General features: G+C 39.8%; 13 protein-coding genes. 3 read left to right on the top strand and 10 right to left on the bottom strand.

Translation table 11 applies throughout. The features are described 5' to 3' along the window. Positions 1-55: 55 nt before the first annotated feature. Positions 56-730, bottom strand: coding sequence for a DUF2461 domain-containing protein (locus tag FFU37_RS00830; RefSeq protein WP_138488457.1), 675 nt, complete (start codon positions 728-730; stop codon positions 56-58). Between the two features lie 78 nt (positions 731-808). Between FFU37_RS00830 and gorA the strand changes: the two genes are divergently transcribed. The 3 genes from gorA (at position 809) to FFU37_RS00815 (ending at position 4,012) form a co-directional block, all read left to right on the top strand. Beyond that, positions 809-2,170, top strand: a complete 1,362-nt coding sequence (gene gorA, locus FFU37_RS00825; protein WP_039485720.1) for a glutathione-disulfide reductase — start codon at positions 809-811, stop codon at positions 2,168-2,170. 264 nt (positions 2,171-2,434) lie between these two features. Then, positions 2,435-3,067, top strand: coding sequence for a hypothetical protein (locus tag FFU37_RS00820; protein ID WP_138488456.1), 633 nt, complete (start codon positions 2,435-2,437; stop codon positions 3,065-3,067). A gap of 108 nt (positions 3,068-3,175) precedes the next feature. Next, entirely contained in the window at positions 3,176-4,012 is an 837-nt protein-coding gene (locus FFU37_RS00815; protein ID WP_138488455.1) for a mechanosensitive ion channel family protein, read from the top strand. A 153-nt stretch (positions 4,013-4,165) separates the two neighbouring features. On the opposite strand, the gene tldD is transcribed toward FFU37_RS00815, so the two are convergent. The 9 genes from tldD to FFU37_RS00770 form a co-directional block, all read right to left on the bottom strand. Next, positions 4,166-5,605 (bottom strand): metalloprotease TldD, encoded by a 1,440-nt coding sequence (gene tldD / locus FFU37_RS00810; RefSeq protein ID WP_138488454.1) that lies wholly within the window; start codon positions 5,603-5,605, stop codon positions 4,166-4,168. Then, a complete protein-coding gene (locus FFU37_RS00805) occupies positions 5,602-6,441 on the bottom strand; it encodes a carbon-nitrogen hydrolase family protein (RefSeq protein WP_138488453.1) in 840 nt (279 codons plus the stop codon). The genes tldD and FFU37_RS00805 overlap by 4 nt, the downstream gene beginning before the upstream one ends. Then, the gene (locus FFU37_RS00800; RefSeq protein ID WP_138488452.1) at positions 6,438-10,295 is read right to left on the bottom strand and encodes a YhdP family protein; all 3,858 of its coding nucleotides are present in this window, start codon (positions 10,293-10,295) and stop codon (positions 6,438-6,440) included. Before FFU37_RS00800 ends, FFU37_RS00805 begins: the two co-directional genes overlap by 4 nt. After that, positions 10,295-11,767 (bottom strand): ribonuclease G, encoded by a 1,473-nt coding sequence (gene rng, locus FFU37_RS00795; RefSeq protein WP_002958405.1) that lies wholly within the window; start codon positions 11,765-11,767, stop codon positions 10,295-10,297. Before rng ends, FFU37_RS00800 begins: the two co-directional genes overlap by 1 nt. A 1-nt stretch (position 11,768) precedes the next feature. After that, on the bottom strand, positions 11,769-12,338 hold the full coding sequence (locus tag FFU37_RS00790) for a Maf family protein (RefSeq protein ID WP_002958404.1): 570 nt from the start codon (positions 12,336-12,338) through the stop codon (positions 11,769-11,771). Beyond that, positions 12,338-12,817 (bottom strand): rod shape-determining protein MreD, encoded by a 480-nt coding sequence (gene mreD / locus FFU37_RS00785; RefSeq protein WP_002958403.1) that lies wholly within the window; start codon positions 12,815-12,817, stop codon positions 12,338-12,340. The genes FFU37_RS00790 and mreD overlap by 1 nt, the downstream gene beginning before the upstream one ends. Beyond that, on the bottom strand, positions 12,810-13,652 hold the full coding sequence (gene mreC / locus FFU37_RS00780) for a rod shape-determining protein MreC (RefSeq protein WP_173400216.1): 843 nt from the start codon (positions 13,650-13,652) through the stop codon (positions 12,810-12,812). The genes mreD and mreC overlap by 8 nt, the downstream gene beginning before the upstream one ends. After that, positions 13,652-14,695, bottom strand: coding sequence for a rod shape-determining protein (locus FFU37_RS00775; RefSeq protein WP_002958401.1), 1,044 nt, complete (start codon positions 14,693-14,695; stop codon positions 13,652-13,654). Before FFU37_RS00775 ends, mreC begins: the two co-directional genes overlap by 1 nt. A gap of 133 nt (positions 14,696-14,828) precedes the next feature. Beyond that, a complete protein-coding gene (locus tag FFU37_RS00770) occupies positions 14,829-16,877 on the bottom strand; it encodes an SUMF1/EgtB/PvdO family nonheme iron enzyme (RefSeq protein WP_138488451.1) in 2,049 nt (682 codons plus the stop codon). Positions 16,878-16,925: the final 48 nt, after the last annotated feature.

Below are 16,925 nucleotides of genomic sequence, written 5' to 3'. Positions count from 1 at the left end.
TTAAATTGGGTCTAAAAGTAAAAAAACAACTCAGCCGCTTTTAAGTTGTTTAATTTTAATAAGGTTGCTCTAAAGCAAAACACAAATAACCCATTAATGAGTCGGCCACTTTATAACGTTCTAGTACCGTATCAACTAGGTTATTACTGCATATTTGCTTTTGAGTAAGTGGGCTAATGGCTATAAAGTCTTTTCGTTTGAGCTCATCTATTAAGGGATGATCTTTTTCAAAACCCCTTGGTGGGCGTTTTAGCGACTCTCCTGACATTTCAAATATAGATTTAAATTGCTCATCATAAATTGCTTTTTTATAGCTATTTGGGTTTTCATCTATGCAGGTTCTAATTGCATTAAGCGCCTTTGATTCTGGTCGCCAAATACCAGCACCTACAAAACATTCGTCATTTGCTAAGTGAAAATAAAAACCAGGGGCGTGTACGTCTTTTCCCATAAAATGGCGAAATTGAATCCCTACATTAATTTTATATGGGGTTTTATCTTTACTAAAACGCGCGTCTTTATGGATTCTCATTAAACTACCGCCGACTTTTTTATCTGATGCGACAAAATGGCTAGAAACCTCAGCAAGTGGTGCTTGCATTTGCCTAATGAAATCTAAAGCGGGCTCTCTTACGTATTCCTCATACTGTGATTTATGGTCGTTAAACCAGTCTCTATTATTGTTTTGATCAAGCTGAGCAAGAAATTCGAATGTTTTTTTACTAAACATAGGTCACCTAAACACTCTTTATTTTTAAAACTTAATGTTATGCTAATGCGCATAAAACTCAACGCCTAAGGACATAAAATGACACAACACTTTGATTATATTGCAATCGGTGGTGGCAGTGGTGGTATTGCCTCTGCAAATAGAGCGGCAATGCGTGGCGCTAAAGTAGCACTTATAGAAGCAAAACACATGGGCGGCACGTGTGTAAACGTGGGCTGTGTACCTAAAAAAGTAATGTGGCACGGTGCTCAGGTTGCTGAAGCAATTAATTTATATGCCCCAGATTACGGCTTTAATGTTGAAGTTAAAGGCTTTGATTGGAGCAAGTTAGTAGAAAGCCGTGAAGCCTACATAGGTCGAATTCATAAAGGTTACGACAGTGGCCTTGCTAGCAATGGCGTTACTGTAATTAAAGGTTTTGCTAAATTTGTAGATAATAAAACAGTTGAAGTAAACGGCGAGCACTACACAGCCGACCATATATTAATTGCAGTAGGCGGCCGCCCAAGCATTCCGCATATTGAAGGTGCTGAACACGGTATCGATTCAAATGGCTTTTTTGAACTAAAAGAGCAGCCTAAGCGCGTTGCAGTTATTGGCGCAGGCTACATAGCCGTCGAGCTTGCTGGTGTATTACATGGTTTAGGTACTGAAACACATTTATTTGTTCGTAAGCATTCTCCACTTCGTAACTTTGACCCATACATAGTTGAAACACTTGTTGATGTTATGGCTGCTGAAGGCCCTACTCTTCATACAGAATCTGTACCTCATAAATTAGTTAAAGAAGATGATGGCTCTGTAACGCTACATTTAGATAATGGCAAAACTCATAACGTTGACCAAGTAATTTGGGCCATTGGCCGCCAGCCAACAACAGATGCAATTAATGTAGCCGCTGCCGGCGTAGAAGTTAACAGCGATGGTTTTGTTAAAGTTGATGAGTTTCAAAATACCACAGCTAAAAATGTATACGCGGTTGGCGATATTATCGAAAACGGTATTGAACTTACGCCTGTAGCAGTTAAAGCAGGGCGTACTTTATCAGAACGCTTATTTAATAAAGAACTACCTGATGATTTAAAAATGGATTACAGCCTAGTTCCTACTGTTGTATTTAGCCACCCACCAATTGGTACTATTGGCCTTACTGAACAAGAAGCTATTTCTCAGTATGGCGAAGAAAACGTTAAGATTTACCAATCTGGTTTTACAGCTATGTACACAGCGGTAACTAAACATCGCCAGCCTTGTAAAATGAAACTTGTATGTGCCGGCCCAGACGAAAAAGTAGTTGGCCTACATGGTATTGGTTTTGCGGTTGATGAAATGATTCAAGGTTTTGCAGTTGCCATGAAAATGGGCGCAACTAAAGCTGACTTTGATGCCGTTGTTGCGATTCACCCAACAGGTTCTGAAGAGTTTGTTACTATGCGCTAGGCGCTAAACTCTAAGCGCTCAATTATAAAAAGCCCTTGTTAAGTAATTAGTAAGGGCTTTTTAATGCTTGTTATATTTTGCACAATAAACCACTTAAAACGTCACATTAAAAACATCCATTCAACATTAAAAAAACAACTAAGCTATTATTTTAACAGCAAAAATTTTAGACCGATAAAAAGATTAAAAGTTTAAATTTTGTTTTGGCTTTAAAGCATTTTAACGATTAGAATCCCGCGCATTTATAGTTTCTCTTGGTTATTTATGTTTTTACTACGATCTTTTATTTATTTATTATGCCTAGCGGGTGTTGCTCATTTAATTCAACTTGAAGGATTTGAATTAAAACAGGATGCACTTTACAGTGAAGAAACTCTTACCGAACATATGCAAGATGTTTTAACTTTTTTAAGCTGTATTTTATTTTTTTACGCTTCGCGAATTAACTTTCAACTCAAAATACCGGCTGTATTACTAGCTGCGTTATCGGCAATGATGTTTGTGAGAGAGTTTGATACCTACCTCGACTTATACTTTTTTGATGGCGCTTGGCAAAGTATCGTCTATTCAATTTTAGCTGGCGTGTTTGTTTATTTAATAACAAACAGAGGAAGTATTTTTAACTCTTTAAAAGCCTATAGCCTCACTCCTAGTTATGGAATTTGCTTATCAGGCATGGTTACTTTACTCGCATTTTCGCGAATGATGGGCAAAGGCGCATTTTGGCATTCAGTAATGGGTGATGACTATGTACGTGCGGTAAAAAACATTGTTGAAGAAGGTATAGAAACGCTTGGCTATACTTTGATTTTTATTTCAGCCATTGAGCTTGTACTCATATGCCGAAAAAGAATGGCTAAAAATCACAAGCATTGCACTGATCAAGTAACTCAATAACGTAGCTACATTTTTTATTGGTTACTTTTTTTACACTAAATTTGCTAATTGGTTTAATAAATCAATATACTGAGCCTGTTTTTATCAACTCACGTTTAATTGGATACCATGACTAAAGATATATTGCTGCATCCGTTTCTTCTTTCAATTGTAATGATCACAATTGCATTTGTACTAAAAGTGCTTGTTGATAAGCTCGCTAAAAGTCGCGCAGAAAAAAAAGAAAAAGACATCCGTTACATCGCACACAATATTAAGCACTTTATTAATTTTGTAATGATGATATCGCTGCTATTTGTGTGGTCTACTGAAATTCAAAACTTTGCACTTTCTATTGCTGCTTTTGCTGTGGCGATTGTACTTGCAACGCGTGAGTTTATTCAGTGTGTAATAGGCTTTTTTTACCTCGTAACAACTCGCCCGTTTAGAGTGGGTGATTGGATACAAGTAGGTGATTACTTTGGTGAAGTAGCTGAAACGGATTGGATAAAAACAACCATGCATGAAATTGATATACATACTTATCAATTTTCTAGAAAAACCATATACATACCTAATAATAAGCTGATTACCAGCTCTATTAAAAACTTAAACTTTGTAAAACGCTTTGTTACACATCATTTTATTATTGTCCGAAGAGAGAGCTTTAACCCGTACCCTATTCACGACACACTCACTGAGCAAGCTAAACTGTACTGCGAAGAGTTTCAAGAAGTAGCAAGCCGTTATAATTCGATGATTGAGCGTAAACTTGATGCAAAAATATCTGGTCCAGAGCCGGTAATTCACTTTGGTACAACCGATTTAGGTGAATTTAAAGCAAGCTTTACCTTGTTTTGCCCGACAGAAAAAGCGCTTGAGATAGAGCACAAATTAACAGAGTGCTTTTTTGCGTTATGGTACAAAGAGGCTGAAAAAAATAAAGAAAGTGAAGGAGAGGCATAAACCTCGCCTACACAAAGTAAAAATACAAATCGTAGGTGCGAATTTATTTCGCGCTCTATTTCTAAGTCTGTATTTAAAAAGCGAGGTGTAAAACCTCACCTACAATAAACATCAAGCACGAAGGTGCGAATTCACTTCGCGCTTGAGTAATATTTAAGCTGTACCACCGACCGTTAACTGATCAATTTTAAGGCTTGGTTGGCCTACGCCTACCGGTACGCTTTGACCATCTTTACCACAAACACCAACACCTTTATCAAGTGCTAAGTCGTTACCAACCATAGATATTTGCTGCATTACTTCTGGTCCATTACCAATAAGCGTTGCGCCTTTAATTGGTTGGGTAATTTTACCATTTTCGATTAAATACGCTTCTGATGCGCTAAATACAAACTTACCTGAGGTTATATCAACTTGTCCGCCGCCAAAGTTAGGCGCGAATACCCCTTTTTTAACTGAGCTGATAATATCGGCTTGGCTGTGCTCACCACCTAACATGTAGGTGTTAGTCATGCGAGGCATTGGTAAATGCGCATAAGACTCACGACGTGCGTTACCGGTAGGATTTACACCCATTAAACGCGCGTTTAGCTTATCTTGCATATAGCCTTTTAAAATACCATTTTCGATAAGTACGTTGTAAGCAGCTGGTGTGCCTTCATCATCCACATTAAGTGACCCACGGCGATCGGCCATGGTGCCATCATCAACAACAGTACACAGCTCAGATGCTACTTTTTGGCCCACTTTACCACTAAACGCAGACGCGCCTTTGCGGTTAAAGTCGCCTTCAAGTCCATGCCCTACTGCTTCGTGTAAAAGCACGCCAGGCCAACCATTACCAAGTACAACTTCCATCGTGCCTGCAGGTGCATCAATAGCTTCAAGGTTTACTTTAGCTTGGCGTACAGCTTCTTCAGCAAATTCCATCCAACGTGGTTTACCATCAACAAGCTCTTTAAAGTAACCATAATCTAAACGTGCACCACCGCCTGCGCCACCGCGTTCACGGCGACCATTTTTTTCAAGCAGTACTGAGCAGTTTAAACGAATAAGCGGGCGAATATCGGTGGCAAACGTACCGTCACTAGCTGCGATTAATACTTCTTCGTATACCGCTGACATTGAGCTAATTACTTGCTCTGCATCGGGTGCTAGTTCACGAATATAGTTTTCAAGTTCGCGTAATAAACTCACCTTGTCGGTATCGCTCATACTCGAAATTGGCTGATGCGCTGCAAACTGCTCTTTAACTTTAACATCACTAAATACTTTAATCGCTCTATCTTCGCCAGCATCTGCGATGCTACGAGCCGCTGTAGCCGCCTTATTAAGTGCTTCAAGATTTATTGCATCAGAGTAAGAAAAACCTGTTTTTTCGCCGCTTACAGCACGTACACCAACGCCACGTTCAACGTTATAAGAGCCTTCTTTAACTAAGCCGTCTTCAAGCACCCATGATTCGTGGTGGCTTGATTGAAAATATAAATCGGCGTAATCCACTTTATGCTGATGTATGTAAGCGAGCGTTTTTTCGAGCTCTTCTCTATTTAGCTGGCTGTCTTGTAGTAAATGCTGTTCAACCGAATTCATAATAAATGCTCTCTAAATCGTTGATGAGACTGCACGGGCATATCTCGTCTAATTTTTTGTAACTGGTCTAAATCTGCGTTGCAGCTTATAAAACCGGTGCCTGTTGGCAATTCACTCAGGGTATTGCCCCAAGGTGAAATAATAATACTGTGGCCATATGTTTGTCGGCCATTTTCATGTGTACCGTACTGAGCTGCTGCAACTACATAACATTGTGTTTCTATTGCGCGAGCTGCTAATAGCGGTTGCCAATGCGCTTGCCCTGTAGGGACTGTAAATGCACTGGGTACTAAAATAATATCGGCGCCTTGGCGTACTAGTTCGTTAAATAAGCCACTAAAGCGCAGATCATAACATACTGTTAAGCCAATTTTACCAAAGGGAGAATCAACAACCACTACATCGCTTCCAGCTTGGGTAAAATCTGACTCTCGATAGCTACCTGTTTTATCATCAACGGTTACATCAAATAAATGTATTTTGTTATACGTTGCAACCAGCTCGCCTTGATTATTATATAAGTGCGATGCTGCGTAATACTTATGTTCGTTAAATGGCTCAGGCATTGTGCCTGCATTTAACCAAATATTATGGTGTTGGCACAATTCACTAAGTTGTAGTTTGTATCGCTCAACTTGCTTAGCAACACGTAGCGTATCGTTACCAGTTTTACTAAACACTAAAAAAGCTTCTGGCAAGCAAACAAGTAATGGTCTTTTTGCGGGGAGTGTTTTAAGTGCACGCTTTAAGCTTGCTATGTTGTCATCAGGGCTTAGCCCTGAACACATTTGCAGGGCAACTATTGTGGGAGTGCTTAGTATTTCAGTTTTGTTCATTGCGTTACTGTTACTTGTGCATCTTTAAGTTTTAAATCGACTGATGCTTGTGGCTGATTTTGCGCAGCTTGAGGAAGCGTAACTTCACGACTTTTTCTGTCGAGTTCTTGAACAATAGGATCGTTCATTTTACCCGTTACTTTAAAATTGATCTCTGAGATGACGCGCGCAGAATGAATAACTTTATCAAGTGCTAAAGCAGCAAGCCCTGTTACTGGATTAACCATCCACGCCACTATAACCGGAATGCTTGAGGTTACTTGTGGCGCTACAGCAAGGTCGTAATCTATATCTAGCGTATTTAAGTTTGCGTAGCCTTTAATAGTTAAATCGGCAGGCACACCATCCATTTTAGTATCTTTAGTGTAAGCGATACCGTTTTCTAACTGCATAGAGCCTTGCATGCTGTTATAAAAAAAGCCCTTTGAAAATACATCTCTAAAATCAAGTTTCAGTTTGCGTACGAGTGAATCAAGGCTCAACAGCGAAAATACGCGTGCACCACCATCACTTATTTCAGTTAAGTGACCTTCCCCTAAATCCCAAGTAACCTCACCACTTAAAGTTTTCACATCAAAATCATAAGGTGCTGCTTGCCAAGTAAGATCATAATTTAGATCAGCTTTAGAATCCTTAATTGCAGAGGTAATATCAAACTCGCCAAACAATGCGCCTATATCATCACTTTTAAGCTCACCACTTAGCGTTGTTAAACCATTTTGCCACTGCCCTTTAGTGCGCAGTACATGATCTCCTTTATCGATTACAAGTTCTGATATCGATAAGCGCTCGCCATCACCTAATAATGACGCACTCACTTTATCAAGCTGATAGCGATCAATTTTGCAGTCACTACATTCAAACTCAATGGCAGGTATTTTAGTAAGCCAGCTCAAGTCTTCCTCAGGAAGTACATCTGTTATTTCAATTAATTGCTCGCTAGGCTGTGCAAAATTAAGCCTTAAGTAATCGGCATTAATTCGTATAGGCTGGCTAGGTTGTGATGTAGGAATAAAAACCCCAGCTCTAAGTTCTTTAGCATTTAGCTTTAGGTATAAATCGTCTTTTGATGGTGCTAAACGCATTTCAAAATCATTAAAGATGATGTTACTCGCATCAAGCATACCTATATTTGCGACCACCTCATTAAGCGGTGGCATAATCCCTTTTGATTCTTTATCTGGGTTTGATTTACCTGCTTTAATTATTTGATCAATCAGATCAAACCAAGGCACTAATTCACTCTGTTCAAGATTGATATTTACGCTTAAGTCTTTTTGGTTTAATCCTAAATCTTGTTTTCCGAGCACAAAATGGGCATTACTAAACTGTGATTTTCCATTTTCTAAAATAGCATTAAAGTAAAACTGTTGATTAGCGTTTGCTGTAATGAGATTAGAAATATCATCACCTTGAACTACTGCATCAAGTGCCCACGCTTGTTCGCTATTTTTATTATAAGGTGCGGGTAAGTTACTCGTTAAGCCAAGTAGTTCTGAGTTTACCTGTGCACGGTAATTAAAGCCTTGTTCGGTAAAATTAAGTACTAAACCAATATCAACATCGCTTTGCCCGCTTAAATAATTTTTTAATATACCTTGTCCACTATCGATTAGTGTATCGGCGTCAATTTTGGCGTTTATATCTATGTTTGCTTGGTAGTTTTTAGCATCACTTTTACTGCTGTAATTAATATTTAGCGGCATACCCAACCACTTCGCAGTCGCATTTTTAAGTGTGATGTTGTCGTTTTTAAAATTAAGCTCGCCAGTTAAGTTTTTAAGCTCAATACCTGGCGTTGCTATAAATACTGGCAAGTCATTTAAATTAACTTTGCCGCTAACACTGGCTCCGCCTTTAAACTTAGAGCCTACTAAAAGCTCAATACTGGCATCGGCTTCGCCTTTGCCCTGTACAACTTTAAAAATTTCAGCAAGAGGTTTGGCAATAGGTGTCGCTGCAAAAAAGTCATGTAACTTTTCCATCTCTGCTTTTTTATCAATTTGCACAATAAGTTCATCAGCATTCATTAAATCTGCAATGCTCACCTGTACACTATTACCAATATCTAAATTAACCAACTTGCCTTGCTGGCTATATATGTCCATCCGCTCATTAGCAAAATGTAGCTGTACATCAGCATTAGTGACCGCAGGCCAACTAGGGTCAAACTCATAGGTTGCATTGTCTATTTGTGCTAATACATCAAACTGACCACTACCATCAGTAAATGGGAAACCAGACAAAGGCCCTGCAAATAAGACCTGTGCTTTAGATACTTCTCCGCCTTTAATTGCACCATTTAAATAGCTAACAAGTTCAGGGCTCATCGCTTTTAATGGGAAGTAATGACCTGCAATATTGGCATCTGGAGCGAATGCTTCAGCGTAAAGATCTAATCGAGGATCATCTGTTAGACTAATTTGTAATTCTGCAGCAAGAGTGACTTCATCATTATCAAACCAGATATTGTCACTACTTATATGCCAGCCATCATCTCGCTTAGCTAAATCTAGCTCTACATTTAGCTGATTATAATTTATGTCGTTGCTAAAGCTTTCGCCTGTAACTAATGTGCCATTTTCACCAAATAAATTTATTCGACCACTACTTTGGGTAAGTAAACCATTTACTCTAAGTCCTTGCGCTGCTGGTACCGATCTTAATTCTTGCCAGCCAATATTGTTAGCCTCAAACCATAATTGCCATTGCTGTGCATTAGAAAAACTTAAATAAGCTTGATCTATTTGCCCACTAGGTTGGCGTTCTAAAAATGGTTCAAGTGCATTAAAATTACTTAGCCCGGCTAGGTTACTCAGTAATTCAAAATCAACTTGATGCAGCCACACCTTATTCTGTAGCCCTAGTTGGGCTTCAAACTCTAAACTTGGCCATGCTTTATCGTTACTATTAAATGTTAAACCGGTGCTTTTTAAGTGCCAGCTATTTTGTTCTGGATATAAATGGAATCCACCTTCACTCAAACTAACTTGGTGGCTTTGCTCTTCTCGCTGCCAGCGTACAAAGCTTGGTAACCACTGCATTTTCACATCGCTTACAAAACCTTTATCTAGTTTTAGCCATGCTTGTAAATTAATATCGCTATGCAGTTGCTGCTTTTGCGTATTTATATATTGCGCTAACCAGTTAGATACATCGACCTTATTAGCCTGCACATAGATGTCACCCGCAACCTGCTCTAGAGTATCCCCGGTAAGTGCTATGCGCGCGTCAAAGTCTCCGACCGAAATACCCGGCAGTGCTAGGCTTCCACTACCAAGGTGCTGCTCATCTTCATTTTGCCAAACAATGTTTTGAAGAAGTAATTTACGTTCTTTACCGTCTTCTAAAATAAAGTTAATACTGGAATTTTCTATTGCAAAATGACCCGTTTTGCCCAAAAACAGTTCTTCAATTAGCTCTTTTTGCTCAAAAGAAACTTCATCGTTGTCACCGGTTTTAAATAAGTTGGTGATATTTACACTGGTATGAAAACCATTAATAACAAAATAATTAGATCTAAGTTGCAGTGCTTTTAAGCTTTCCCATAGGTTTAGCTCTAAGCTGGTTTTAGCAATGGTGAGTGATATTGGCGCGGTTTCGTTATCTTTAAACGATAAATTTTCTAGCACTAATGCAGGACCACTGCCCTGCCAACTAGCTGATATTTCACCGATAGATAAGCTTATTTCAAACTTTTCGTGTAAATAGCTTTCTATGTCACCTTTGTACTCGTTTGCATACGGGAGGGTATATTTTAAAATTGAAACAATAACGGCCAGTAATACCAAAATTATGGCGCAGGTCTGCCATAACTTTCTAAAACAAAAAAAACAGACCGCTTTTGCTTTCATTACATCATTACCACATCAAACTGTTCTTGGCTGTATAAGCTCTCGGTTTGAATATTGACTTGCTTACCAATAAATAGTTCAAGCTCAGCAAGGTTATGATACTCATCGTTTAGTAGGGCCTCACTTACAGCAGGTGCTGCGTACACCATAAACTTGTCCGCTGCGTATGCTCGGTTAACACGCACTATTTCACGTAGTATTTCGTAGCAAACCGTTTCAACTGTTTTTTGTGAACCACGACCGGAGCATGCAGGGCATACATCACATAAAATATGCTCTAAGCTTTCGCGTGTACGTTTACGCGTCATTTCAACAAGGCCAAGCGCTGAAAGCCCATTAATATTCGTTTTAGTGCGATCTTTTGCAAGGGCTGATTCAAGTGAATGAAGCACCCGCCTTTTATGATCCTCACTTACCATATCGATAAAGTCGATAATGATAATACCGCCTAAGTTACGCAGCCTAAGCTGGCGGGCAATTGCAGAGGTTGCTTCTACGTTGGTATTAAAAATGGTTTCTTCTAAATTACGATGCCCTACAAATGCGCCAGTATTAACATCAACAGTCGTCATTGCTTCTGTTTGGTCAATAATTATATAACCACCAGATTTTAGCGTAACTTTACGATGTAGTGCTTTTTGAATTTCGTTTTCAACGTCAAACAAGTCAAATATAGGCCGCTCGCCTGGGTAGTATTCAAGCACTTGAGAAAGCTGTGGAACAAACTCTTCAGTAAATAACTTTAGTTCTTCATAGCTGAGTTTAGAGTCAACGCGAATGCGCTCCATATCTTCGCCTACGTAGTCACGCAGGGTTCTAAAGGCAAGCGTTAAATCTTCGTGTAGGATACTGGCTTTACTCGTTTTTCTACGACGTGATGTTATTTTTTCCCATAATTTTCTTAAAAAGCCGGCATCGTGTCGTAATTCAGCTTCGCTAGCACCTTCGGCAGCTGTACGTACGATAAAGCTGCCATTTTCATCGCCATATTCTGCGACTATTTTTTTAAGACGTGAGCGCTCTTCTTCAGTTTCTATACGCTGACTAACCCCTACATGGGTCGCATCAGGCATAAACACTAAATAGCGAGAAGGAATAGTTATATCAGTGGTGAGCCTTGCGCCTTTAGTGCCTAGCGGATCTTTTACCACTTGCACCATAATGTATTGGCCTTGACGAACTAACTCTCTAATATCTTGTACTTTTTTTATTGGTACGTCGTCTACGCCTTCAACAATAGAGGCACTATTTACAATATCGGATGCATGCAAAAATGCAGCTTTTTCAAGGCCGATATCAACAAAAGCAGCCTGCATACCCGGAAGTACACGGCTTATTTTTCCTAAGTAAATATTGCCTACAATACCTAGATTACCGATTCGCTCTAGCTGTATTTCTTGCAGTACACCGTTTTCTATTAGGGCAACACGGCTTTCGCTCGGTGTGACATTGATCAGTAATTCTGTACTCATGTTACCTTCTTAAGAATGTTTTTAATAATTGTTCGGTTTCATATAAAGGTAAGCCTACAACAGAAAAATAGCTACCCGCAATGTGAGTTACAAAGCGGCCGCCTAAACCTTGGATACCGTAGCCACCGGCTTTATCTTGTGGCTCACCTGACTCCCAATAAGCATTAATTTCTTCATCTGTTAAGGTTTTAAAAGTAACATCTGTGCTTACAACACAGCTAAGCACATCATTTTGCGTCGCAAATGCAACTGCGGTAAGAACTTGATGCGTGTTACCCGATAGGCGTTTTAACGTGTGTGTAAAATCGTTTTTATCGCGAGGTTTACCCAATGACTCGTTATCTATAACAACCACGGTATCACTACCAAGTACAGGGCGATCGGTATATCCAAGCTCTACACCGCTTTGGGCTTTCAAGCGCGCTAAACGCTCAACAAGTGCTCTAGGTTGCTCGTTTGGAAGTGGGCTTTCATCTGCATCAACACTAAATTGTGTAAATTCGACACCTAATTGGCTTAATAACTCTTTACGACGGGGAGAGGCTGATGCCAAATATACTGCGGTAGTCATTACCTGATCCTAAAATGTCTGCGATATTTACGAAGTAGTAAAAAGACCCAAAACCAGCTAACCATTCCGGTTGCTACTGGCCATAAGTACTGTGGATTAAAGTAAACCCCTAACAAAAAGTGATTTAGCCAAAACTGCATTAAGTGATACAGCGTTAAAAATAAACCAATTAGTAGGCTTTGTTGCCAAAGCGAAAAGTTACGAATTTTTTGAAAGTTGCTCGCGGTTACAAAAATACATACCGAGAATGTAAGCGAGTTCACGCCCAGCGGTGAGCCAGACGCTAAATCTATTAATAAACCAACAACCCAAGCAGTACCAATATTTAAACGATGCGGTACTGCTAGCGACCAATACATAAGTACAAGTAAAACCCAGTCAGGTCTAAATGGTTCAAACGAAAATGGAAGTGGCATTAGTGCCATTATTAACGCAAAAAAGATGCTTAGCGCAATTAACAATGAATAACGGTTAATCATCGCTGATTTGCTCCTGTTGATTACGCCATAAAATAACCAGCAAACGAATGCGATCTAGTTGCGCAATAGGTTCTGCAAAAACTTGTGCAAACGGTCGCCCTTCATCACGATTTATTTCGGTTACTACTGCCACCGGGTATCCTTCGGGGAATGTGCCCCCTAAACCCGATGTAACAAGTACATCGCCAATTCGCACATCTAAACTGTGTGGCACGTGAGAGAGCTTAACGACGTTAATTTTACCTATGCCTTCAACAACCGTTCGTACATCGTTACGAAGTATACGCACAGGTGTAGCATGTGTGGTGTCGGTCATTAGTAGCACGCGTGAAGTTGTTGAACCAACCTTTGTAAGCTGCCCTACTACACCCATTTCATCAATTACAGCTTGGCCTTCACTAAGCCCGTCAGTTGTACCACGGTTAATAACAACCTGATGACTATACGGGTTTGAATGTACAGAAAGTACCTGAGCAATAATTTTACGATTTGATTGCTTTGCAGATGAGCCTAATAAGGCGCGCAGTTTTTGATTTTCTCTGGCTAGAAATTGATACTGCTGAAGTTGCTCGCTTTGTAGCATTTGCTTTTTTTTCAGCGCTTCGTTTTCAGTAAGAAGTTGATCCCGCGTATGCAGGCTTTTAGCACTTAAGCTAAATAATTCGTAGGGTAAATTAGCAACATAGATTAGTGGGCTAACTAGAGTATTAAGGCTGGTACGAACAACGGTACCACCTTGCGTATATCTGTCTCCAACTATGAGTACGATACTCAAAAGCACTGCGACAAAAAGTCGCAGTTGCAAAGAGACTGTGCGTCCAAACATTAATTTCATTAGTCGTAACTAAAAACGTCACCACCATGAACATCGATCATTTCTAATGCTTTACCACCACCACGCGCAACACACGTAAGTGGATCATCAGCTACAACAACCGGAATACCCGTTTCTTCCATTAATAAACGGTCTAAATCTTTTAACAATGCACCACCGCCAGTAAGTACCATGCCGTGCGCAGAGATATCTGATGCCAGCTCTGGTGGTGATTGCTCAAGCGCAACCATTACTGCACTCACAATACCCATTAACGGCTCTTGTAGAGCTTCTAGGATTTCGTGTGAGTTAAGCGTGAATGAACGCGGAACACCTTCGGCAAGGTTACGACCGCGCACTTCAATTTCGATTGGCTCATCAGTTTTGAACGCAGAGCCAATTTGATGTTTAATATTTTCAGCTGTCGCTTCACCAATTAAGCTACCAAAGTTACGGCGTACATAATTAATAATAGCTTCGTCAAACTTATCACCACCAATACGAACAGATGATGAGTAAACAACGCCGTTAAGTGAAATAATAGCCACTTCAGTTGTACCACCACCAATATCAACAACCATAGAACCTGTTGCTTCTGATACTGGTAAACCTGCGCCAATAGCTGCTGCCATTGGTTCTTCAATTAAGTAAACTTCACGAGCGCCAGCACCCATTGCAGATTCACGTATTGCACGTTTTTCTACTTGAGTAGCACCACACGGTACACAAATTAGTACACGCGGACTTGGGCGCATAAAGTTATTGTTATGCACTTGCTTAATGAAGTGTTGTAACATTTTTTCAGTTACATAAAAATCAGCAATTACACCGTCTTTCATTGGACGGATTGCTTTAATATTTCCCGGTGTACGACCTAGCATTTGTTTTGCTTCTGTACCTACAGATGCAACACTTTTAGGTCCACCAGCGCGTTCTTGGCGAATAGCAACAACAGAAGGTTCGTTTAATACAATACCTTCTTCTTTTACATAAATTAGGGTATTGGCTGTACCCAAGTCGATCGATAGATCGTTAGAAAAAATACCACGGAGTTTTTTAAACATGAGGCTGGATGACCTTTGAAATACGTTCTTATATTAGCTGCCTCACTTTAACATGCTCAACTATATGAGCAATATAAAGCGCAGCGCCTTTGTGAATTTGTGAAAAAAGGAAGCAAAGCTTCCTTAATTGAGTTTATCGTTCGCGAACTAAGCGAAAACCAATGTAGTTAGATCTAAAATCAGGCGCTAAAATTAAACGCGTAGATGCACGAGCAAGGCTTGGTGCAAAATTCCACGCTCCGCCTCTTACTGCTACATCAGACTCACCTGATTCTTTATCGGTCCATTCCCATACATTGCCTACGGTATCGTATAATCCAAATGCATTTGGAGAAAAAGAACCTACTGGTGATGCACGTCTATTTGACCATTCACTACCACACCAACCACAGTTAGCTAGGTTTTTACCAATTTCGTTACCCCAAGGGTATTCTGTTTCGGTTCCTGCACGTGCTGCGTATTCCCACTCAACTTCGTTAGGTAAACGAAATTGCTGCCCTGTTTGACCCGATAACCACTCAGCGTAAGCTTTTGCATCGTTATAAGTTAAACATACAGCAGGAAAGTCACTGCCTTGCTCAAAACCAGGATTACGCCAATTTAAATTTGCTTCCCATACTGGTTCGCCATTTAAATAATACGCACACCCTTTATTTTTTTCCGCTTGAGTTTTATAACCTGTATTTGCTACAAACTTTTCGTAGGCACCTACGGTTACTTCTTTACTTTGCATAGCGAAAGAATTTGCTATTACTTTTTCAATTACTGGACGTTCATTAGCTAAACCATTGCCATTGATATCGCCCATTTTAAATTTGCCTGCAGGAATAACGACAACCGGCGTTTCAACGTTTGCATTTAATACATTAACGTTTTCACTAACCTGGCGTGTTGTTACTTCTGGTTGCTCTCGAGTATAGGTCGGTGCAGCAATCGACTTAGGCTTTTTTACCAAATTTGCATTAATTGTTTGTGCTTTATTCAAATCAACACGAACTTGATAAGGCTTATAGCCAAGTTTACGTATTTCAATGTTGTGAATACCCGGCGGTAAACGTGTGATCAAGCGTGTTGAGCCAAAGCTTACACCATCGATAAACACTTCATCGTCGTATACGTTTGATCGTAATGTCAGCTCTATTGATTGATCCTTCTTCTTATTAAGGATAGAAGGGTAATCTTCTTTCACCGATGCAGGTTTAACTGAATAATCACGTACTGACTGCTTTTCTAAACGAGAAACCGACACCGTGTTGCTATTATCCGCGCTATTACTGAATGTTAACTGACTATCAGTAAATGTATTGTTATACGCGGGTTGATAAGCAGCAGTAAGTGGCGTGCCGTACTCAGAACAATAACGGTTATCAATGCTTAATAAGCTACATAAACGGCTACTGTTTACTTCGCCGCGCATGGTTACGCTTAAGTTAACGTTGTAGTTACCTTGGCCGCTAAATGCACTGTTAACTACATGGCTACTTAATATTTGTACTTGAGCGCCCGCCAAATTACGTTTTGGCTCAACAATGCGCTCTTCTGTTAAGTTTGCAAAAATTTGATCTACAAAGCGTTTAGTTGCTTTTTGTAGCCCCATTTGCTGACCGCGTTGCTCACACGCTGCTAGCGTTTCTGTTCGCTTACAGTTAATCGTATGGTTAACTTCAAGCGTGCCTTCACGTGTAAACTCGTTGCGTAAACGCTCTACGCGGGCTGTAGTTAACTGCTCTTTTAAGCTCTCTAAAGTATTTAAAAGCGTATGTTTAGCAACACGAATTTGCTCTATATCTTTACGGTGGGATGCAATTGCCGCCAACTGCATAGAAATATCATCTTTGTTTTGCTTATGATCAATCACCGCTTTTTGATAGCGTGATTGAGCCGCACTAATATTAATAGTGGGATCGTCAATTAAACGACGGTACATTTCGTTCATCGCATCGAGCGCTTGGTTTTTTTCTTTATCTAGCTCTGTAGAACGAGAACGAAGTAGCTCTAGTTGATTTTGTAACTGACTTTCTTCTTTAAGATGTTTTTCAAGTATTCTTGTCGAGTTATCGTATTCTGTCTGTTTAACACTAATCTCTGACTCAATTCCAGTTACTGTAGCTGTGTCTTGTGCAAATGCACTACTAGCTAACAAACTAGCTGAAATTAACAGAGATAAAGGAGTAATTCGCATATATTCCAGTCCCAAAAAGCGGCAATTATTTGGTCGTTATTATTTTTT

The organism is Pseudoalteromonas distincta, from assembly GCF_005877035.1.
Classification (GTDB): domain Bacteria; phylum Pseudomonadota; class Gammaproteobacteria; order Enterobacterales; family Alteromonadaceae; genus Pseudoalteromonas; species Pseudoalteromonas distincta.
The sequence above is the reverse complement of the archived record's forward strand: the minus strand, read 5'-3'. Positions and strand labels throughout refer to the sequence as shown.